18 protein-coding genes are annotated in these 21,623 nt (G+C 29.3%); 5 read left to right on the top strand and 13 right to left on the bottom strand.

What is annotated here, in order from left to right:
* Window positions 1-28 precede the first annotated feature (28 nt).
* From H9I45_RS11440 to H9I45_RS11390, 11 genes are all read right to left on the bottom strand, one after another.
* Window positions 29-367, bottom strand: coding sequence for a cytochrome C oxidase subunit IV family protein (locus H9I45_RS11440; RefSeq protein ID WP_088352662.1), 339 nt, complete (start codon window positions 365-367; stop codon window positions 29-31).
* A gap of 19 nt (window positions 368-386) precedes the next feature.
* Window positions 387-1,367, bottom strand: a complete 981-nt coding sequence (locus H9I45_RS11435; protein WP_088352661.1) for a cytochrome c oxidase subunit 3 — start codon at window positions 1,365-1,367, stop codon at window positions 387-389.
* A gap of 54 nt (window positions 1,368-1,421) precedes the next feature.
* Window positions 1,422-2,009 (bottom strand): cytochrome c oxidase subunit 3, encoded by a 588-nt coding sequence (locus H9I45_RS11430; protein WP_176397514.1) that lies wholly within the window; start codon window positions 2,007-2,009, stop codon window positions 1,422-1,424.
* A 5-nt stretch (window positions 2,010-2,014) separates the two neighbouring features.
* The gene (gene cyoE / locus H9I45_RS11425) at window positions 2,015-2,917 is read right to left on the bottom strand and encodes a heme o synthase (RefSeq protein ID WP_088352660.1); all 903 of its coding nucleotides are present in this window, start codon (window positions 2,915-2,917) and stop codon (window positions 2,015-2,017) included.
* Window positions 2,918-3,185: 268 nt separating this feature from the next.
* Window positions 3,186-5,249 (bottom strand): gliding motility protein RemB, encoded by a 2,064-nt coding sequence (locus H9I45_RS11420; protein WP_088352659.1) that lies wholly within the window; start codon window positions 5,247-5,249, stop codon window positions 3,186-3,188.
* Between the two features lies 1 nt (window position 5,250).
* Window positions 5,251-5,823, bottom strand: coding sequence for an acyltransferase (locus H9I45_RS11415; RefSeq protein WP_088352658.1), 573 nt, complete (start codon window positions 5,821-5,823; stop codon window positions 5,251-5,253).
* A 2-nt stretch (window positions 5,824-5,825) separates the two neighbouring features.
* Window positions 5,826-6,572: a deoxyribose-phosphate aldolase gene (deoC, locus tag H9I45_RS11410; RefSeq protein ID WP_088352657.1), complete on the bottom strand. Its 747-nt coding sequence runs from the start codon at window positions 6,570-6,572 to the stop codon at window positions 5,826-5,828.
* A 96-nt stretch (window positions 6,573-6,668) separates the two neighbouring features.
* Window positions 6,669-7,409 carry an energy transducer TonB gene (locus H9I45_RS11405; protein ID WP_088352656.1) on the bottom strand — a complete coding sequence of 247 codons (741 nt, stop codon included), beginning with the start codon at window positions 7,407-7,409 and terminating at the stop codon, window positions 6,669-6,671.
* A 137-nt stretch (window positions 7,410-7,546) separates the two neighbouring features.
* Window positions 7,547-10,003, bottom strand: coding sequence for a leucine-rich repeat domain-containing protein (locus tag H9I45_RS11400; protein ID WP_088352655.1), 2,457 nt, complete (start codon window positions 10,001-10,003; stop codon window positions 7,547-7,549).
* Between the two features lie 4 nt (window positions 10,004-10,007).
* Window positions 10,008-12,236 (bottom strand): T9SS type A sorting domain-containing protein, encoded by a 2,229-nt coding sequence (locus H9I45_RS11395; RefSeq protein ID WP_088352654.1) that lies wholly within the window; start codon window positions 12,234-12,236, stop codon window positions 10,008-10,010.
* Between the two features lie 12 nt (window positions 12,237-12,248).
* On the bottom strand, window positions 12,249-13,502 hold the full coding sequence (locus H9I45_RS11390) for a DUF4412 domain-containing protein (protein WP_088352653.1): 1,254 nt from the start codon (window positions 13,500-13,502) through the stop codon (window positions 12,249-12,251).
* A gap of 231 nt (window positions 13,503-13,733) precedes the next feature.
* On the opposite strand from H9I45_RS11390, the gene H9I45_RS11385 reads away from it, so the two are divergent.
* From H9I45_RS11385 to H9I45_RS16335, 3 genes are read left to right on the top strand one after another with little or no spacing between them, the layout of a single operon-like run.
* Complete coding sequence (locus tag H9I45_RS11385) at window positions 13,734-14,468, top strand: LytR/AlgR family response regulator transcription factor (RefSeq protein ID WP_088352652.1); 735 nt, start codon at window positions 13,734-13,736, stop codon at window positions 14,466-14,468.
* A gap of 6 nt (window positions 14,469-14,474) precedes the next feature.
* Window positions 14,475-16,394: a tetratricopeptide repeat-containing sensor histidine kinase gene (locus H9I45_RS11380; RefSeq protein ID WP_088352651.1), complete on the top strand. Its 1,920-nt coding sequence runs from the start codon at window positions 14,475-14,477 to the stop codon at window positions 16,392-16,394.
* Between the two features lie 2 nt (window positions 16,395-16,396).
* Window positions 16,397-17,848, top strand: a complete 1,452-nt coding sequence (locus H9I45_RS16335; protein ID WP_088352650.1) for a sensor histidine kinase — start codon at window positions 16,397-16,399, stop codon at window positions 17,846-17,848.
* Here H9I45_RS16335 and H9I45_RS11370 read toward each other — a convergent pair.
* On the bottom strand, window positions 17,840-18,409 hold the full coding sequence (locus tag H9I45_RS11370) for a DUF3109 family protein (protein WP_088352649.1): 570 nt from the start codon (window positions 18,407-18,409) through the stop codon (window positions 17,840-17,842). The two genes, H9I45_RS16335 and H9I45_RS11370, sit on opposite strands and share 9 nt — an antisense overlap.
* Before the next feature lie 85 nt (window positions 18,410-18,494).
* Between H9I45_RS11370 and H9I45_RS11365 the strand changes: the two genes are divergently transcribed.
* Together H9I45_RS11365 and H9I45_RS11360 are read left to right on the top strand one after the other, a co-directional pair.
* A complete protein-coding gene (locus tag H9I45_RS11365; RefSeq protein WP_088352648.1) occupies window positions 18,495-19,079 on the top strand; it encodes a MarC family protein in 585 nt (194 codons plus the stop codon).
* Between the two features lies 1 nt (window position 19,080).
* Entirely contained in the window at window positions 19,081-19,689 is a 609-nt protein-coding gene (locus H9I45_RS11360) for an NAD(P)/FAD-dependent oxidoreductase (protein ID WP_088352647.1), read from the top strand.
* 52 nt (window positions 19,690-19,741) lie between these two features.
* Here the strand turns inward: H9I45_RS11360 and glmS are convergent, their stop codons facing one another.
* Window positions 19,742-21,598 (bottom strand): glutamine--fructose-6-phosphate transaminase (isomerizing), encoded by a 1,857-nt coding sequence (gene glmS, locus H9I45_RS11355; protein ID WP_088352646.1) that lies wholly within the window; start codon window positions 21,596-21,598, stop codon window positions 19,742-19,744.
* Window positions 21,599-21,623 lie beyond the last annotated feature (25 nt).

The raw sequence follows: 21,623 nt of genomic DNA, 5'->3' as shown, positions 1-21,623 counted from the left end.
GTTAAAAACCACCTTTAAATATTTTAAATTACCATTTTACAAGTGGTGCTAATGTTTCGTATAAATAGCCTCCTTCAATTAATAGTAAGGTTACTAAATAAATTATTAGGAAAACTGCTGTCCAAACTATAGAACGTCTAAACCATTTTTTTTCTCCTTCTAAATGCATAAATACCCATGCAATTCCATAAGCTTTCGCTAATGTTAAGATTATAAATATCCAGTTTAACCAACTTGTTCCAGGACCATGTAAGTGTAATGCTTCTGGTTTAATTATACCTAAGTAAACTTCTACTAAAGTAATAACAGAAAGAATACCAAAAACTATCCATATTCTTTTCGTATTTGATTCGTGTGCGTGTGCCATTTCTATCTATTATTTTAAATTATACTAAGTAGAAAAAGGTAAATACAAATACCCAAACTAAATCTACAAAGTGCCAATACAACCCTACTTTTTCTACCATTTCGTAATGTCCTCTTCTCTCATAAGTCCCAAGAATAACATTAAAGAAAATAATAATATTAATTATAATTCCAGAAAGTACGTGGAAACCGTGGAAACCAGTAATAAAGAAAAAGAAATCTGCGAAAATGGTATTACCATATTCGTTTACTTTTAAATTAGCACCTTCTACAACCATTTTTGTTTTGGCTAATTCTGCAATTCCATCTTCTCTAGAAAGAATTGTTTTCTTCTTGGTGTCTAAATTAATTAACTCCGTTCTTACTTGAATTGCTGGGTTTGCTTTGTAAGCATTAACCACTTGATCTACAGAATACGTTGAGATTGTTGCTTCTTTTTCAAACCACAATCCGTTTTTTCTGGTGTGTTGAACTCTTTCGTCTGTTCTTTCTCCTGTAACAAAATCTGCCAAAGCAATTTGTTTACCATCTTTTACAAATTGTAATACTTTGCCATCTGTAGTTTTAACAGCTCCATAAGAACCTTTTATAAAAGTACCCCATTCCCAAGCTTGTGAGCCAACGAAAATAATACCTCCAATAATTGTAGCAAACATATACCATGCTACTTTATTTTTTTTCATCTGATGACCTGCATCTACTGCCAACACCATTGTTACAGAAGAAAAGATTAGGATAAACGTCATAATTGCAACGTAAATCATTGGAAATTCTCCATGAACAAAAGGAACGTGAGTAAAAACCTCATCTGCAATTGGCCAAGAATCTATAAATTTAAAACGAGTTAAACCATAAGCCGCTAAAAAGCCAGAAAAGGTTAATGCATCTGAGACGATGAAAAACCACATCATCATTTTTCCATAAGACGCACCAAAAGGTTTTGCACTACCACCATTCCAGGTATCTTTACTATTAGAAGGTACAGCAATATTTGCTTCCATATAAATTTTTGTTAATTAATTCTTAATTAGTTTCGCAAAATTAATCATTTTTCATCACTTGATAAAATAGAAAAAGAAAAATAGATAAATCCACAATATATCCACGAAATGCCAGAAAATAGCACCAAGTTCAAACCCTAGCATATCATTCGGTTTGTATTTGTATTTAAAATGATTATAAATAACAACAAATAGCACAATTATACCTGCTAGCAAGTGCAAAACATGCATAAAAGTGATTCCAATTATAAAAGATGTTGAAACTGTACTATCTTTTCCAGTGAAATACAAACCGACACTTTTAAGTTGTTCAAAACCTACATATTGTTGCCAAATAAAACCAATTCCTAAAATTAGTGTAACAACAACCAAAATAAGCGATAATTGTCTTTTATCTTGTTTTAAAAAACGTTGTGATAAAAATAATGCAATACTACTTGCAACAATTAAAAAAGTACTAATATGAAATGCGTTTGGTAAATCGAAAGAAACCCAGTCGTCTCTTTTCATACTAATTACATAAGCACTTGTTAAACCTGCAAAAAACATAACCATACTAATCATAGAAACCCATAACATAGGTTTGGCTGATTTCTTTTTGGCTACAATTAATTCTTGTTCTAAAGTTTGTTCTTTTATCATTATTTTTAGTGTAAAAATTTATCTACTACATATATAATTTGAACTACTGTGATATACAATACGCTAGATAACATTAATTTTCTTGCATCAATATTTTGTTCGCTTTTGTACAATCTTATTCCATAATACAACATCATTACTCCAAACAAAGCAACAATTACTGCTGTTGCTGGATAAATGTAAAAATCGCCAGAAACTTTTAAAACTGGTGCGATTGAAACAAAAATCATTATTACTGTGTAAAAAAGAATTTGTTTAATAGCTCCTTTGTCTTTCGTGTTCATTGGTAACATGTGGAAACCTGCTTTTTTATATTCCTCATATTGTAACCAACCAATTGCCCAAAAATGAGGAAATTGCCAGAAAAACTGAATCATAAATAAGAAACCTGCTTCAATACCAAAATTATTGGTTGCTGCAACCCAACCTAACATAAAAGGAATGGCTCCTGGAATCGCTCCTACAAAAACCGCTAAAGGTGTTACTGATTTTAGAGGCGTGTAAACACTTGTGTATAAAAATATAGAAATAGCACCAAATAATGCCGATTTCGGGTTGATACTATATAATATTCCAATTCCTAATATGGTAAATGTAATTGCAATTGTAAGTGCTGTATTTACAGACATTCTTCCTGTTGGCAAAGGTCTGTTTTGGGTACGTTTCATTATTGCATCTGTATCTTTTTCGATAATTTGATTAAAAGCATTAGATGCACCAACCATAAAAAAACCTCCTAAAGCTAATAGAAACAACGTAAAAAAGTTTACAACTTCTGCCGCCAATAAGTAACCTGCAACAGAAGAAAATACAACACTTAAAGACAAACCAACTTTGGTTAGCTGTTTAAAGTCGGATAGAATCGTTTGCATAGCTGTTTTATTATCGGAAATAATTGTTGTATTCATAAAACCACAATTGGTTTGCAAAGATATTTGATAATTATGAATTTACCATAGTTTTTAACGAGGTTTTGACATCCAATAATTTATATCGTGAAAACTAATTTTTAAAATGATAAAATTTAAGTATGCAAAGTTGGTATATAAAAAAACCCACTCAATAAATTGAGTGGGAAAATTGCTATGAAAAAGAAAAAGTGTGATCCCCTTAGGAATCACACTCCAAATATAAGTAATATTTTAATTTAAAAAACAAATAATTAGTTAAAAATTACTAAAAATCTTTATACCAATTGAATAAATCTGCTTTTATTCCTGCAGAAAGCCATACTGTATTACCTTCTGGATAAGCTGTTGTAGCTACTTTCGGGTTAAATTTACGATACATAAAACTACCAAAAAGACTTAAATTATTAGAAGGGTTTAGTAAGTAACTTCCTTGAAAATCTGCAATGAAAATGTTTGCTGTATTTCCTTGCGCTAATTCATTTCCTGTATCTCCAAAACGATCTTCGTAAGATTGATATATATTTCCTCCATAACTTACGGATTCATCTTCAAAATCAAATCCTTTTTTACCCAATGTTAGTTTTCCATTAAAACTCCATCTATCTTTTGTATATCTCGCAATTGCAACTGCTTCATAGAAATTTGCACCCCATAAATGGCCCATTGGCTGACTGTAATTTCCGTAATTTAAAACAGGAGATTTATGTGCAAACGTATATGGTCTTGCATAATTATATTCTAATTGAAGGAAAAGATTATCTACATTAAAAGCATTAAAATATTTTGCTCCTATTTGATACGCAAATTTATTTCTCCAATCTCCTAAATCGTTTAAATTTCCTACTGAAAACTCATCTACCACTAGCTGAGAATACAAAGAAATATTATCGTTTAATTTATATTTTCCTGTTAAACCAATAATTGCATTTCCTGCATCTTCGCCTCTATTAAACTCCACAGATCTGTAAAAAATTACTGGGTTTAAAAAACCAGCATCGAAACCTTGTTCTCCAGATGAAATTGCAGTTTCGAAGAAACCAATGTTTAATTTTTTGGTAATATTTAAACTTAAATAATGCGCTGCAATGTATTTTCTTGCGTGTTCATTCGGGTTCGAGAGTGCAGAAATGGATGGTTCTGTATTCCACATCCAAACATTGGTATATTGTAATTTCCAAAAATCGACCTTCATTTTTAAATAAGTCGTTGGCGAAGAAACATCCGAAAGAATAAAAGATCTGTAACCATCTCCAATAAAATTTTTCCCATTTCCGAATTGAAACTGCATAAATTTATTTGGTTTAAAAGCTAAATAACCTTCTGCAACAGGATAATCGAAACTATCTTCTTTAAATCCTTTTGCTTTTCCTCTTCCAGGAACTAAACCTTCAGAATTTTTTGGTCTTGTTATTACAGAACGATTAGAAATATAACTATTCAAATAATCTGCAAATCTACCTTGGCTTTCGTAAACAGTTGCAGAATAAGAAATTTTATCGCCTAAACCTCCATTTACTGTTAAAATTCGAGAATTATTATAGGTGTAAGAAACATCTGAATTGTCTTTACCTAATTGAACATCAACCAAAAAATCTAATGTAAACCAAAAGTCTTTTTTTTTGACTTGCATTAAATGCTCGTTCCAAATTTTATTGCCAACCCACGTTCTTATTTCTGGTTTTAGAAATTTCTTTTTGTTTTCTGTTAGGTCGAAATACTTATTAACTTCACTATAAGTATAAGGTTTAGAAGCTGTGTGTGTTCCATCTGCTTTGTGCATCGCAAATTCGTAATCGATATATCTTTGGTGCGTAAATGGAATGTTTAACTGGCTATTGTGTTCTAAAAAAGTGGAATCTGCAATTCTACTTTTTTCTACAATTGCGAATAAATCTTCTTTTGGTTCTGCTGTTTCTGAAACTTTTTTAACTTCTATATTTCTTACAATTGGAAAGTTAATTGGAAGCTCGAATTTCATTTCTATATCGTGATTGTTATATCTCGCTGGAGAAATTTTTGGAAACACATTAAAAGCTCTTTCCACTTCTTTTTTAATCGCTTCGTAAGGTGTGTTTACATAGATTATTTTAAACTCTCCTTTATTTGTAACCATAAACAAAACAGTAGCTACTCCACTATAGTTTTCGTTTTCTACAATTGGCGGTGTTTTAAATTCTGCAAAAAAATGTTTTTTGGTTGTTGATAAGAAACAGTCTTCGATATTAGTAATATCTGCTCCTTTACAAACATCGAAAACAGGATATCTTTCTGTTTGTGCGTAAAATATTGTGGGAAATAATAAAACTAGAAATATGTATTTTTTTAACATCCTATAACTTTATAACTGTATTATTTTTTAATTGATATTCTTGTTTGCTCTCTTTACAAACCGCAAAACCTTTTTCGTCGAAATTTAATCTGTGGCCATATTCGCTAACCCAACCTATTTGTTTGGATGGATTTCCAACCACCAAAGCAAAAGGTAAAATTTCTTTTGTAACTACTGCTCCTGCTCCAACAAAAGCATATTCGCCAATATTGTTACCACAAACAATAGTTGCATTTGCACCAATGCTTGCGCCTTTTTTTACAACAGTTTCTAAATATTCGTTTTGTCTTTTTATAGCACTTCTTGGGTTTATTACGTTTGTAAAAACCATAGAAGGTCCTAAAAAAACGTCGTCTTCGCAAATTACGCCTGTATAAATAGATACATTATTTTGCACTTTTACGTTTTTACCCAAAATTACTTTTGGAGAAACCACAACATTCTGACCAATATTACAGCCTTCTCCAATTACACAATTGGACATAATATGACTAAAATGCCATATTTTGGTATCTTTTCCAATACTACAATCTGCATCTATTACTGCAGTTTCATGTGCGAAATAATCTCTCAAAACTAATATGCTGATTTTGTATTTATTCCTTTATTTACAATTGCTTTCGAAGAAGATGTACCAATTCTATCTACTCCTAAAGAAAGCATTTTTAAAGCTGTTTCGTAATCTCTTACACCACCAGCTGCTTTAATTTTTAATGGTTTTGCGTTTTCGGAAATTATTTTCATAATTTCTAAAGTTGCTCCATTTGGTAAATTATTTTCAGTTTTAAAAAACCCTGTGGAAGATTTTACAAATACATTTTTTGCATTTTCTTCTCCAAAATTTTCTAAAACGATTTTTTTAATCAATTGTGAAATTACAATTATTTCTTTATTTGTTAAAGCAGCAACTTCAATAATCCATTTTGCGACCTTATTGTTTTTAAGACATAGATTTGTGCCTTTGGTCACTTCTTGGGTTATTAAATTGATATTTCCTTTTTTAAAAGCTGTATAATTTATTACAAAATCTAGCTCATCTGCTCCTAAATCAATGGCTTTTTGTGCCTCTTGTAATTTTTCTTCAATTGTAGTTGTTCCTTCATGGAAACCAATTACAGTTCCAATTAAAATAGCAGATTTTGCATCTGCTAAGAATCTTTTTACAATGGAAATATATTTTGCACGAATCATAATTAACTTATAATCGTACAAAATTGCTTCTTCTACCAATGCAATTACATTTTGCAAATTTTCTTCTTCAGAAATTAGTGCTTGTGCTGCTGTTTTTAAATATGTAGCATCTAAAAATCGACTGATATCCATCTTACAAATGTACTAAAACCTTGTATTAAGAACGTTAAGAGATTTCATTTTTAAGTGGCATAAAAAAACCCAACTTTTCAGCTGGGTTAAAATCTTTTATTCTACACTAAAAGCGATGGGCAATGTGTATCGAACTCTTACAGGTCTGTTTCGTTGTTTTCCTGGCGTAAATTTTGGTAATTTTTTAATTAAATCGTTGGTTTCTTTTTCCAATTGTTTGTGAGGTGCTCTAATTTTAATATCGACAACGTTTCCTTTATCATCAATTAAAAACTGAGTCTGGATTTTATATTTTCCAGCTCTTAAGCCTAATTCGCTTGCCAAACCAGCATCGAAATTACGTTGCACAAATTGTTTCATTTTTTTATCGAAACAAAGTTTATTTTCTTCTTTTGATAAACCTTCACAACCTTTGAAAACTGGTGCGTCTTCAATATTAATAAATGGAACATCTTCTACAATAGGATCATCATCAGTAATTTTTGCCACAACAACATCATCAATATTCACCAGAACTGGATCTTCTGTAGTAAAATCTACTACTTTTTCAATAACATCATTATCTCCTTTTTCGATCTCATCTGGAATAAGTTTTTGTGGAGCCTGCTCTTGAGGTTTTTGTTTTACCTTTACCTCTTTTTGGAAGACGACGTTTTGATCGGGTTGAATATAAACGACTCGACTTTCGCTATTGGCTAAAATGGCGACTGTCTTTTCTTCGGTTTCGTGTTCTAATGTTATGTACACAACAAAGAGCACTAATACAAGTCCTAACTGAGTAAAAATGTTAGAGAACTTTTCTAATTGTTTGGTTGGTAGTTTTTTTAGGTTTTTCATAATTAGAAAGTTTTATATGTTAAGACTTTGTTAAATCAAAGTCCGTGCCATAAAAAAACAGCATCAAAAATTAATTTGATGCTGTTTACACAATAAATACAAACCCCTAAAATGTATTTATTGGTACTTATTCTTTTTTATTTAATTATTAATTTTTTTGAAATAATTTTATTTTCTGATTTTATTTTTATTAAATAAATTCCTTTTGAAAAATTGGATGTATTTATTTCTATTTTAGATTCATTTTTTACTTTTTCATGAAACACTTTTTTTCCTAAAAGATTATAAATTTCTATGTTTTCTAATTTTAAATTTTCTGAAGAAATCGTAAAATTTGAACTTGCTGGATTTGGATACACCAAAAACTGATTATTAAATTCCGCAAAATTATCGACAGATAAAACACTTGTGTCTTGGGCTGTTATTGTAAAAGTTCCATTTTCAGTATTTGTAGATTTATTACTTCCTGTTGTTTCCAACCAAACTTTTAAATACAATTTAGCTCCAGCTGTAAGGTTTGTTAAAGAAATATTTTCGCCACAAGCCAAAGTATTTGTTGCAGTACAATCGTCGTAAACCGCAAATTTAAGTTGGCCACCAAATGCAGAACCTTGAATGCTAAATTCTTTTGTTTGTGGAACAATTATAGAAAACCAAACATCTGCAATTACAGTTCCTGTTACACAAGTTGCATTATTAGCTGCATTTCCACTATTAATATCTCCTGGAGTTGGTTGCCCAAAAGTTAATGGAATTGCATTGGAACAATTATCATTCACTGGAGCACAATCTGTAGAAAATGTGGTTTGAGCATCTCTTTTTGGCCAGTTATTTGTACTGAAACTAACATTATCTACTTCTACACAAGTTAAATTAGCGTTGTTTTTTAAATCGATATTAAATAGAATATTGTTTTTGCCGCTTTTTAAATTCAAGCCAATTAATTCGTTAAAGGAAGCGTTTAATTCCACCAAATTAATGTTGTTTTGGAAGTCTAAATATTTCAATTTATTATAATCTACTTTAAGTCTTCCTAAAGCAATATTTCCATAAGTATCTAAATTTTCTAATTCGTTTCCACTTAAATCTGCGTAATACAATTTTTTGTTTTTAGAAATATCAATCGCTGGAAGTTCGCTACTAAAACAGTCTAATCTTTCTAAATTCACTAGCTTAGAAAGATCTAAACTGGTTAATTTATTAGAACCAATATTTAGTTCTGTTAGCTTTGTATTTTTACTTAAATCTACATTTGTAAGTTTATTTATTTTGGCATCTAAAACTGTTAATGCAGTGTTTTGGGTTAGATTTAAACTTGTAAGTTGGTTTCCAGAAACATTTAAGTTGGTTAGATTTGTGTTTTTACTTACATCTATTGCTGTTGTTGGGTTTTGTGCAATATTTAAACTCTCTAAATTTACATTCTTAGATACATCTATATTGGTTATTGAATTTGAACTCGCATTTAAAGTAGTAAGACTTACAAAAGCTTCTATTCCTGTTAAATCTGCAATGTTTTCATCACTAATATCTAAAATTGTTACGTCCTTAATATTATCAGTATCTACAGAATTGTCGTTATTTTCTCCATTTCCTAATCCTTTAAACTCTAAATAATTTTCGAAGTTAGAATCTGCAATATAGGTTTGTGGGTTACATTCTTCAGAAAATCTACTGGTTGCATCTTTTCCCCAATTAGAACTATTGTTACTAAATGTTTTATTATCTACTTTAATACATTTTAAATCAGGATTATTTATACTTCTAAAAACACTAATATTTGTGTTGTTTCCGTTTTTAATATTTACAAAAGTTAATTCGTTTTCTTGCAGTCTCACAAACCTTAAATTTGTGTTGGAAGTTAAGTCTATTGTGCTTAATTTATTATTTTGAACATCTAAATGCGTAAGTTTTGTATTATTAGAAAGGTCTAATTGAGTAAGATTATTATCGTAAATATATAACTCTTCTAAATCAGTTAATTTAGAAATATCTAAATTCGTTAGTTGGTTTTTCTGAACATCTAACTCAACTAACTTTGTGTTTTTTGAGACATCTAAAGTTGTTAGCTTGTTTCCATAAAAAAGTACTTCTATTAAATTAATATTTTTAGAAACATCAATGGTTGTTAATTTTGTATTAGAAACATTTACATGGGTTAAATTTACATTTTTTGTAAGGTTTAACGAAGTTAGTGACTCAAATTCATCATAAAATCTAAAGGTTTTCAATTTTAAATTTTGAGAAATATTTACAGTCGAAGTTTGTGTATTACTTATAGAAAGTACTTCTAAATTTGCATTATTACTTAGATCTACATTTGCTATGTAATTATATTGAAGGCTTAAAGTTTTTAATGAAGAAAAACCTCCTATTCCTGATAAATTAGTAATGCCTTCATGATTACTTAAATATAAAACTTCAATATTATTAATATCAGAATTTAAAACTTTACCATTAACCTCACCATCAGAATCTATATGAACTTGAATTAAATATTCTTCAAATTTTACATCTGGTATCGAAGTTGTGCTTTGTGCATTTATAATTTGTATGCTCACAAAAAATAGCGCAATTAGTAATTTTGTTTTCATAGTTTTAGTTTTTTATTATTCTTTTTGAATAGTTTGCTTTTTCTCCTTTAATTTTTAAAATATATACTCCTTTAGAAAGGTTATAAATATGGATGACATCCGTTTTATTATCAACTTTGCAATCCATTTTTTGACCTCTTATATTATAAATTTCGAGTGATTTTATAGTCTCGTTATTCTTAAATTGAATATTTATAATTGATGATGATGGATTTGGAAACACTGTTACATTTGCATTTGAAATCTCAAAATTATCGACATTTAAAACCGCGGAATTTTTAATAAAAAGCGCTGAATTCGCTTTAAAATTATGTGCAAGTGTAATTTTTTTGTTCGCCAAATCTACTGTGAAATCTCCTAAATCTACCCAATTTCCATTTTCGAAGGCTTGTAAAGAAACATCTGATTCTTTGGTAATTGGAGTTAAAAAATCTGCATTATTGTAAGAAATTGTTAAAGTACTTTCGTGTGCAGAATCGTTTAAAGATGTAATGTTGTAATATGTTTTTGCAAAACTATTGTCTGGAAGAGAATTAATTTCAGTTTTAAAATGGAAACTTGTACTGTCTAAGATTTGTAATTTCAACTTTTCGTTGGCAGGTAAATTAGACGAAGAAAAATCTATATTATAAGAAATTCCATTATATGTTAATTCTTCTGAATTTTTTTTAGCAATAGCATTTTTATTCCCATTCGGATTTGGTGTAATTACCTTTGTTCTAATTTCTACATTGTAACTATAAGCCTTATCTAAATCTGTAAAAACAAAACCATTGTTAAATCTTTTAAGGTTTTTTAATGAGTTTGAAACTTCGTTATTATCGAACGTTTTTTCTTCAGAAAATTGTGCTGTTGCAAAATCGAAAGAAATAATTGCTGGTGTTTGTTTGCTGAATTCTTCATAATAATTTCCTACTATAAAAACCTTGTTTTCTGCTTTGGAAACATCGAACATTATACCTAAACCTACTCTAAAAACATGACCTGTATAATTCGCTGGAATCATATATTTTTTAATATTGAATGGATTTCCATCAAATTCATACATATAATCTACCCTTTCTGTACCAATTTCGTAAGTGAAATAATAAAGCTTGTTATTGTAGAAGAAATATTCGTCTGAATCTCTGGTTAAGGAAACTAAATTATGTAAGATATTATCTGAAGCAATTAAATTTAAGGTTTTGTTGGTATTGTCTCTGTAAATTAAATTTCCTCCAACCAATTTAATGGGAGTAGAATCTGCATAACCTGTATTTGTGTCTTTTGCTCTATAACCTCTTGAGCCATCGTAAACTTGGGTTTCTGATGGTTTACTCGAAAAGAAAAGTGGGATTTCTGTTTGATTAGAACCAAAAGTAAAACTACCATCCGAATAACAAATTTCTCTTCCATGTTCTTCGTAATTTCCTTCTGTATCGTTCACTTTCCAAGTTCTATATAAACCTCTAAAATAAATGTAATCTTCTTCTAGAATTATAGAATCTGGGTTTACAGAAAAATTAGAATTTCCACTAACATAAAGTTTTGTTATTTTGTAAGAACGAAGATTATCGAAATAGTAAATATCTACTCTATTTTGGGTATTACTTCCAATAAAATAATACTTTCCTTTCCAAAAAAATATATCGTCTATTCTTGTTAAACTGTTGTTATCTTCTGTATTTTGGTAATATCCTGTATTTCCATCGAAAGTATAAGAGGTCTCTAAATTACCATCTGCATTAAAAATATCTATAAAAAAATTATAACCTGCAGGATAGGTTTTAAAATTTTCTGTGTAAGAAGCATAATAAACCTTACTATGTTTTACAATTTTGTTGTTAGACGTTCTAATTAGACCGCTTTTATTGTCTGCACTTGCAACAAGACTTGCTTGGGTTCTTTGGTTATTTATTCTGTAAATTTTGTTGTCATTGGAAGTATTATCATATAAAAAAACATCGTTATTTTTCGAATTCGGTTTTTTTGAAATATCTGTAAATCGATAAATTAAATTGTTTAAACCAGAAACCTTATAAGTAGTTTCACTTGAACCTCCACTTACAAAAACACTTTGTGAATAAGGCGAAAAATCTTCTGCCATAGATAATAAAATATCGTTATCTACTGTTTTTACACCATTAATTGTTGGGCTTTTAGAGCCATTATTTTGCGTTTGTTTTATCAACCGAAGTTGGGCATTTACACCAAAACCGATCAATAAAAAATAGAGTAGTAATTTTGTTTTCATAGTATTAGTTTTTTAAAATCCCATAGATTTATATGCTGATGTATTTATCGTAACATTTTTATTTTTGTTGAATTTTACAGCCCTCATATTTATCGTTTCATTTTTAGATTTCATATCTATTTCTAATACAAAACCTTCTATTGGACTACCTTCAAACATGCCTAACATATTTATATTTTTTGTCATTTTTGGGAAATCTTTGGTTGCCCAAACACTAACAAAACCGCCATCATTTTCATATTTATATTCGTAACAGGTATAACCTAAAATGTTTTTTGTAGCACCCGTTTTTTGAACATTCTGTGGATTTTCTGGCATTTTATCACCAAAATTTGCTTGAGAAAATTTCTCCTGAGCAACCGACTTTTTTATTTTCATACCTGAAACATCCATAAACATGGTAATGCTTTTTGGTGTTATTACATTATAAACAGCGCCATTTTCGCCCATTTCTTCAGAAGCAATAGACATGGCATAGATATCTTTATAATCTCCTAGCAAAAATTCCATTTTTACAGCATCACTCTCACTGGACGTCATTTCTATTTCTAAGCTTGAGGTAAAAGAAAACGTATCTGGAATTTCTATGGAAGAATTATCAGAACCTTTAAATAAGTTGTTAGAATTACTATTATTTTCAGATGAATTTTGCTGATTTCTATTCGTTTCTCTTTTAAAATCCGTTTTTCGAACATCATTAATTTTCGAAACATTTAAACTCACATAAGAGGCGTTAATTGGTTTTTTATCTTCTCCAAAACCCCAAGTTCCTTTTAATGAAAAAACAACTTTTGTACTATCTGCATGATGGATTATAATTTGCCCATTCTCCGGATTTAGAAATCCGTTTTTGTTGTAAGCCAACGCAAAACCTTCTGGATATGCATCTACAGGTTTTATAACTCTATCTTCGTTATACGTTTTTACAGAACTCGATAAATTGTCTTTTGTAAACTTCCCATAAACAGATATTATAATGTCTTCTGTTTGGAATTCGTAACCCTCATTCATTAACATTAAAACTGATGAACCTCCTTTAAATTTTGGCAATTCAGTAGATGGTTCTATTTGTTTTTTCTTTTTTCCATCAATCGTTTCATCTATTTTCTTGTCGGTTTTTTTATCTAAATTGTCTATTACCTTATCTTCAATATTCGATATTTTTTCTTCCGCTTTTTTCTTTAATTTTTTCCAAAATTGCGCTTGAACATTTCCAGATATTGAAAAGACAAAAATGAATACAAAAATGTTTTTAATGAGTTTCATAATAACTATTTTTTAATTTTTCCTTCCACAAATATTGCTGATAAATGCCTGAAAATGATAGCTAAATGTATAACTGGCTTAAAATTCTGTATAAATGGTTATTGATGAGAAGCATAGCAAAACATACCATTTACAAGCTATTAATACCTTTTTATAATCGATAAAGAACAATTTGTACATCTGTAAAGAAGGTTTGATAAATAAATTTTAACTTTGATAAAATTGACAACCATGATTAGAGCTGTAATTATAGACGACGAACCCAAAGCCATAAAAGGCCTTACTTGGGAATTGTCTAATTTTGAAGATGAACTGGAAGTTATTGCAACTTTTACGGAGCCAGAAAAGGCAATTCCTTATTTAAATTCTTCGGAAATAGATTGTCTTTTTTTAGACATAGAAATGCCAACTATGGATGGTTTTCAGTTTTTAGGAAAGCTCGATAAAAAAGATTTTGCAGTTGTAATTACTACTGCATACAGCGAATATGCCATTACTGCATTAAAGAAAGAAGCTATAGATTATTTGTTAAAACCTATAGACACAGACGATTTACAAGAAACCATTGCAAAAATTAAAAAACACAACGAAAAAGGGTTTACAGCAGATAAATTTGAAGATATTTTATTGAAATTCAACAAAAAACTGAATCATAAAAAAATAACCATTAATACCGATGGAAAATTGGTTTTCTTAGAACCGAAAGATATTTTTTATGTGGCTTCAGATGGAAATTATTCTACATTATTTTTAGCTGATAACAAGAAAATTGTAGTTACAAAGAAGTTGAAAGAAATTGACGAATTATTACCTACAGACCAATTTTTTAGGATTCATAACTCTTACATTATCAATCTTCATAAAATAAAAGAATTTTTAAAGACAGATGGTTATGTGGTTTTGGAAAACAATGCTAAAATTCCTGTTTCGCGACAAAAAAAATCTGCTTTTCTTAAAAAAATATAATTATTTATGATGCTAAAAAAGCAACTTCTTCTATTGATCCTATTTGGTTTTTCAATTTCTTTATTTTCACAAAATAATAAAAAGACTTTAGCCCAAAGTGTAGATAGTATTCTACAAACAAAGCCAAATACATACAAAGAAATAGATAAAATTTTGAAGCCTTTTCAGAGAGATTCTGTAAAGGTGAAAAGCATTATCGAAAATTTTATAGTTGCCAACTATAAAAATGGTTTGGCTTACGAATACATTAAATTGGGTAATATTTATAGAAAATATTCTAAATACGATAAAGCAGTAGAAACCCACGAAAAAGCTTTAGAAGTAGCAGATAATGAAGAGTTTAAAATTTTTAGTTTAAATATGTTGGGTGTAGATTATCGAAGAAAAAATATTTATACTTCTGCCATCGATTACAATAAAAAAGCTTTAGAAATTGCCGAGAAAATAGAGAAACCTAATTCTGGAGTGTTAAGAAGTATGGAAGTTTCTTACAACAGTATTGGAAACATTTACATTCTTTTAGAGCAATACAGTTTGGCTGAAAACAGTTTTAAAAAAGCGATAGAAATTGCTGAAAAATCTGGTAATAAATGGTCGCTTTCTATAAATAACGAAAATATTGCCAAAGTAAAAGAAGCGCAAGATAGTTTAGACTTGGCGATATTATATACCCAAAAAGCCTTAACCATAGACAAAAGTATTAATAACCATTATGGACGCATGATTTGCTATAATAGGCTGGGAAAATTGCATATTAAAAAAGGAGATTATTCGAAAGCTAAAGAATTTTTAGAGGAGGCAGTTCCTATTGCAAAAAGTGTAAAAAACCAATATTACATTGCTTTAATTAATAACAATTTGGGTTGGGTAGCCACAAAAACAAAAAATTATGCAAAAGCAAAAGAACATTTTAAAATTAGCTTAGAAATTGCTGAAAAAAGAAATTACAAAACTGCTTTAACTGAAATTTACACGAATTATTCTGAGTATAATCAGCTTACTGGAAATTACCAAGAAGCACTCAAATATTATAAAAAATACACGAGTATTTCTAATGAGTTGCTAAATGATAAAACGAGTAAGTATGTAAATGACATTATTATAAAATATGATAGTGAACGCAAAACCAATCAGCTTAAAAATTTAGCAAAACAAAATGAAATTGCACAGTTACAACTTGTTAAAAATAGAAATTTTTGGATTATTGCCTTTGTTACACTCCTGCTATTTTTAGCCATTCTGTACTTTTTGTACAGACAACGTTTGTTTGAAAATGAAAAGAAAATTTTAACCTTAGAACAAGACGTTTTACGCACACAAATGAATCCGCATTTTATTTTTAATGCGCTAAATTCTATCAAACATTATATTATAAATAACGAGCAGAAAAACGCGGTTCATTATTTGAATAAATTCTCGAAACTAATTCGTAAAATATTAGAATCTTCTGCGTTAAAAGAAGTTACTTTACAAGAAGAATTAGAAACGATGGATTTGTATATGAACATCGAAAACATCCGTTTTTCCAATGAAATCAGCTACAATATTCAAGTAGATGAAAGTTTAAATTTGTCTGAAATAAAAGTACCACCTTTGGTTTTACAACCTTTTTTAGAAAATGCACTTTGGCATGGTTTATCCTCTAAAAAAGGAGATAAAAAAATTAGTTTATCCGTTAAAAAACTCTCTAATAATTTTATTCAAATAGATATAGAAGACAATGGAATTGGTAGAAAAGCATCCGCAAAAATAAAATCAAATAAAGTAATTCAGCGAAAGTCTATTGGTATAGAATTAACTATTGAGCGTCTAAATAACTTTATAAAAGACTTTAAAAATCCATTTAGTATCAATTTTAACGATTTGTTAGATAGAGAAGAAAATTCTTTGGGAACAAAAGTGATTCTTAAAATTCCAACTCAATAATTATGGAGCTCTTTTTTAAAGTTTTTCCAACGTTTTTACAAGGCATATTATGCATCTTAATAATATACCATTGTAGCACGTATTTCTTTACAAAAGACAAGAGTTTTGCTATTTATGCAGGGTATTTATTTTTGGTTTTGGTTTATTTAATTCCAAAAACGCCTAACGATTTCTCAGATGCTATTGTTATAAAATTCAATGCTTTTTTTAAAATATCTAATTGGATTATTCAAGTTTTTTATTGGGTTTTGTATACTTGGTTTTCTATCTATTTTTTAAATATCGAACAGAAAGACAAAAAGCTTTCGAAAAACATTTACATCTATGTATTTGCTTCTTTTATTATAAGTTTAGTTGTTTTTTTAATAGACCTATTCTTATTTAAAGGAGTGTATTTTGTAAAGTATTTCCTCTTTGTATATATGCCCATTTCTTTATTTGTAGTTAGCTTTTTCTTAAAAGTAATGTATAATTTTAAAGATAGAATTAACAGTTTTTTTGTAATTGGGTTTTTATTTTTCTTAGGCTTTTCTTTGGTTTCACTTTATTTTAGTTTATCGAATATTTATGCTTTTGGCTATATAAGACCCATCGATTTTTTTATGATTGGTATTTGTTTAGAAGCTCTTGTTATTTCGGTTGGTTTGGGTTATAAATATCATATTTATCGCCAAGAAAGAGATGATTATAACACATTGTTAATTGAGGAACTTCAAAAAAACGAAAAATTAAAAGACCAGTTAAACGAAAAATTATCAGAAAAAGTAGAGCATTACAAACTATCGGAAATAGAAGCTTTATACGAAAAACAGATTAACGAGCTCAAATTAACAAGTTTGTTAAGTCAAATGAATCCGCATTTTATTTTTAATGCATTAAATTCTATCAAACTTTATATTATAAATAACGAATCTAAACTTGCAGCAAGATATTTAAACAAGTTTTCGAAATTAATTCGTAAAATTTTAGAGGCTTCTAATACTAAAGAAATTTCTTTACAAGAAGAATTAGAAACGATGGATTTGTATATGACGATTGAAAATATTCGTTTTTCGAATGAAATAGATTTTCAAATAAAAGTGGATGAAAAAGTAAGTTTAGAAACCATAAAAGTACCTCCATTATTATTACAGCCATTTTTAGAAAACGCTTTATGGCATGGATTATCTTCCAAAAAAAAGGATAAAAAAATAGTGCTTTCCATAGATAAAAAAGAGATGAATTTTATTCAATTTACCATAGAAGATAATGGAATTGGAAGAGAATCGTCTGCAAGAATAAAATCAGAAAAATCAATTAATAGAAAATCGATAGGAATCGCACTTACAAAAGATAGATTAACCAATTTCGTAAAAGGTTCTCAAAAAAATTATTCGATAAATTATACCGATTTAAAAGATGAAAACGAAAATCCTTTAGGCACTAAAGTAGTGGTAAAAATTCCTTTACTCTAAATGTTTAGCGGCCACTTTTTCTAATTCGTCATACCAATTTTGCCCAAATTTTCTTACCAAAGCTTGTTTTACAAATTTATAAACAGGTACTTGTAATTCTTTTCCTAAAGAACAAGCATCGTCACAAATTTCCCACTTGTGGTAATTTACTGCAGCAAACTCACTATAATCTTTTACTCTAATTGGGTATAAATGACAAGAAACTGGTTTTTTCCAATCTATTTCTCCAGAATTGTAAGCCTCTTCAATGCCACAAAGTGCCGTTTTTTTCTCATCAAAAATAACGTACGCGCAATCTTTTCCGTTAATTAATGGGGTTTCTAATTCACCCCATTCACTGGTTACCCAAGTTCCTTCTTTTTCGATAACTGCAATTCCTTCTTTCCTTAAAAAAGGTTTTACTTTCGGATATATTTCCTCTAAGATTTTGGTTTCCTCTTTATCTAATGGAGCACCAGCTTCGCCATCTACACAGCAAGCGCCTCCACATGCAGATAAATTGCACACAAAATCTTTTTCGATAATATCTTCTGATATAATTGTTTTTCCTAACTGAAACATTCCGCAAAAATAGGTGTTTTTTTTTCTATAAATTTACACTTTAGTAAAGTTAGTTAACTAATTTTGTAAAAAATCTAATAAAGAGATGAAATTTAATCCGAAAGAAATATTAACTGCATTTATGGTATTGTTTGCAGTTATAGATATTGTAGGAAACATACCTATTATTATAGATTTACGTAAAAAAGTAGGTCATATTCAGTCTGAAAAAGCTTCTTTAATTGCAGGTGTAATTATGGTTTTCTTTTTATTTTTAGGACAAAGTTTATTGAGTTTAATTGGTATTGACGTAAATTCTTTTGCAGTTGCAGGTTCTTTTATTTTGTTTTTTATTGCCTTAGAAATGATTTTAGGAATTACGCTTTATAAAGATGATGCAAGTTCTGGAACCATTACAGCTACTGTTTTTCCATTGGCTTTCCCTTTAATTGCAGGTCCAGGTAGTTTAACAACTTTACTTTCTTTAAGAGCAGAGTTTGCAATAGAAAATATAATTGTAGCAGTACTTTTAAATGTTATTGTTATTTATGCAGTTTTAAAAACATCTTCTAAAATAGAACGTTTAATTGGTCCAACAGGAATACAAATTATAAGAAAAGTTTTTGGTGTAATTTTATTAGCAATTTCAGTAAAATTATTTGCACAAAATATTAAAGCCCTATTTATTTAATATGAATTTTGATTCGTTAATTATTGGTGGTGGTGTTTCTGGAATGCAATGTGCGCTAGTTTTAGGTTCTGCAAAAAACAAAGCTTTTGCTACCGATAAAAACATTGGTATTATTATACACCAAAAAGCATCTCATTTGCAAAATGCGTTGTTTAATAATGTAATAGGCATACTTCCTAATAAATTAGGAAGTGATATTTTAATTGAAGGAAAAGCACAAATATCATCTTTATATCCTCATATTGCTCAAATAGAAAACGAGAAAGTAATTTCTATTAAAGAGTTTAATGATGGTTTTAAAATTACGACTAATAAAGACAATTATTTTTCTAAAATTGTTGTTGTTGCTTTAAATTACTCAAAACCATTTACCATAGAAGGTTTAGATTCTTTTGTAATGCCACATCAAAAATCGAATCCTGAGAAAGATAGAATTCAGCTTAGAAATAATAATCATCTAATTAAAGAAGGTTTGTACTGTTGTGGAACTATCGCTGGTTGGCGAAGTCAGTTTGCAATTGCAGCTGGAAGTGGTGCTTCTGTAGCTACAGATATTCTAACACTTTGGAATAATGGAAATCATACCAAAGTTCATGATAAAATCTCATAAAAAAATCCAGCTAAATTAGCTGGATTTTTAATTTATAACTCAAACAAAATAACTATTCTACAGTAACAGATTTTGCTAAATTTCTTGGTTGATCTACATTTTTACCTAACATTACTGCAATGTGGTAAGAAAGTAATTGTAAAGGAATCGTAGTTAAAAGAGGGGTTAAAGCTTCTTCTGTTTCTGGAATTTCAATTACATGATCTGCAATTTCTTTTACTTGTGTATCTCCTTCTGTAACGATTGCAATAATTTTTCCTGATCTCGATTTAATTTCTTGAATGTTACTTACTACTTTTTCGTAATGTCCTTTATTTGTTGCAATTACAACAATTGGCATATTCTCGTCAATTAAAGCAATAGGACCATGTTTCATTTCTGCTGCAGGGTATCCTTCTGCATGGATGTAAGAAATTTCTTTCAACTTTAAAGCACCTTCTAAAGCCACAGGAAAGTTAAAACCTCTACCTAAGTATAAACAATTTGGAGCATCTTTATAAACTGCTGCAATTTCTTTAACCTTATCGTCTATTTTTAAAAGTGCTTCTATTTTTCCAGGGATTAATTGCATCTTTTGTAAAAGAGACCTAAGTTCTGGCTTAGAAAGTTCTCCTTTTTTAGATGCCAATTTTAAGGCGATTAATGTTAAAACAGTAATTTGAGTTGTAAAAGCTTTTGTGGATGCAACACCTATTTCTGGTCCTGCATGTGTGTATGCACCTGCATGAGTTTCTCTTGCAATAGAAGAACCAACAACATTACAAATACCAAATACAAATGCTCCTTTAGACTTCGCTAACTTAATTGCCGCTAAAGTATCTGCAGTTTCACCAGATTGCGAAATAGCAATTACAATATCTTTAGAAGTTACAATTGGGTTTCTGTATCTAAATTCAGATGCATATTCTACCTCAACAGGAATCCTTGCAAATTCTTCAATTAAGTATTCTCCTACTAAACCTCCATGCCAAGATGTACCACAAGCAACTATGATTATTCTTTCTGCATTTAAGAATTTGTTCATGTTGTCATCTATACCAGCCATTCTAATAATGCCTTCGTCTGCCAACATTCTTCCACGATAGGTATCTAAAATAGCTTTTGGTTGCTCATATATTTCTTTTAACATAAAATGGTCGTAACCACCTTTTTCTATCTGCTCTAGGCTTAATTGTAATTCTTGGATATTTGCATCTACTAAAGAATCGTCATTTATCTTACGAACTTTAATTCCTTTGCCTAATTTAATAATTGCCATTTCTTCATCTTCCAGATAAATAGCATCTTTAGTATATTCTATGAATGGTGAAGCGTCTGAAGCAACAAAAAATTCTGAATTGTCTTTACCAACTCCAATAGCAATTGGACTTCCTAAACGTGCAACAATAATTTCGTTTGGTTTGGTTTTATCGAAAACTGCAATTGCATAAGCTCCAATTACATTTTTTAGAGCTAATTGAACTGCTTGCCCTAATTTACAGCCTTCTTGTTTTTTAACTTCTTCAATAAAATTTACAAGAACTTCTGTATCTGTATCACTTTTAAAAGTATATCCTCTAGTAATTAATTCTTTTCTTAAAGTATCGTAATTTTCAATAATTCCATTATGAACAATTACTAAATCTCCACTTTGAGAGTAATGAGGATGAGAATTTACATCATTTGGTACACCATGTGTCGCCCAACGTGTATGCCCCATTCCAATGTTTCCATTTTTTCTTTCTTGTTCTTTTTCGGTAATTAACTCTAAATCGGATACTTTTCCTTTTGTTTTTGACAGATGAATTTTATCTCCATCGTACATCATTATTCCAGCACTGTCATATCCTCTGTATTCTAACCTTTTTAAACCGTTAATAACGATTGGATAGGCATCTCTAAAGCCTATATAGCCTGTGATTCCACACATATATTTTTTTATTTAAGTAAGTTAG

Origin of the sequence: Polaribacter haliotis (assembly GCF_014784055.1) — a bacterium.
In the GTDB taxonomy this organism is placed as follows: Bacteria; Bacteroidota; Bacteroidia; order Flavobacteriales; family Flavobacteriaceae; genus Polaribacter; species Polaribacter haliotis.
Note: the sequence above shows the minus strand (reverse complement) of the source record. Positions and strands in the feature narration are given on the sequence as shown.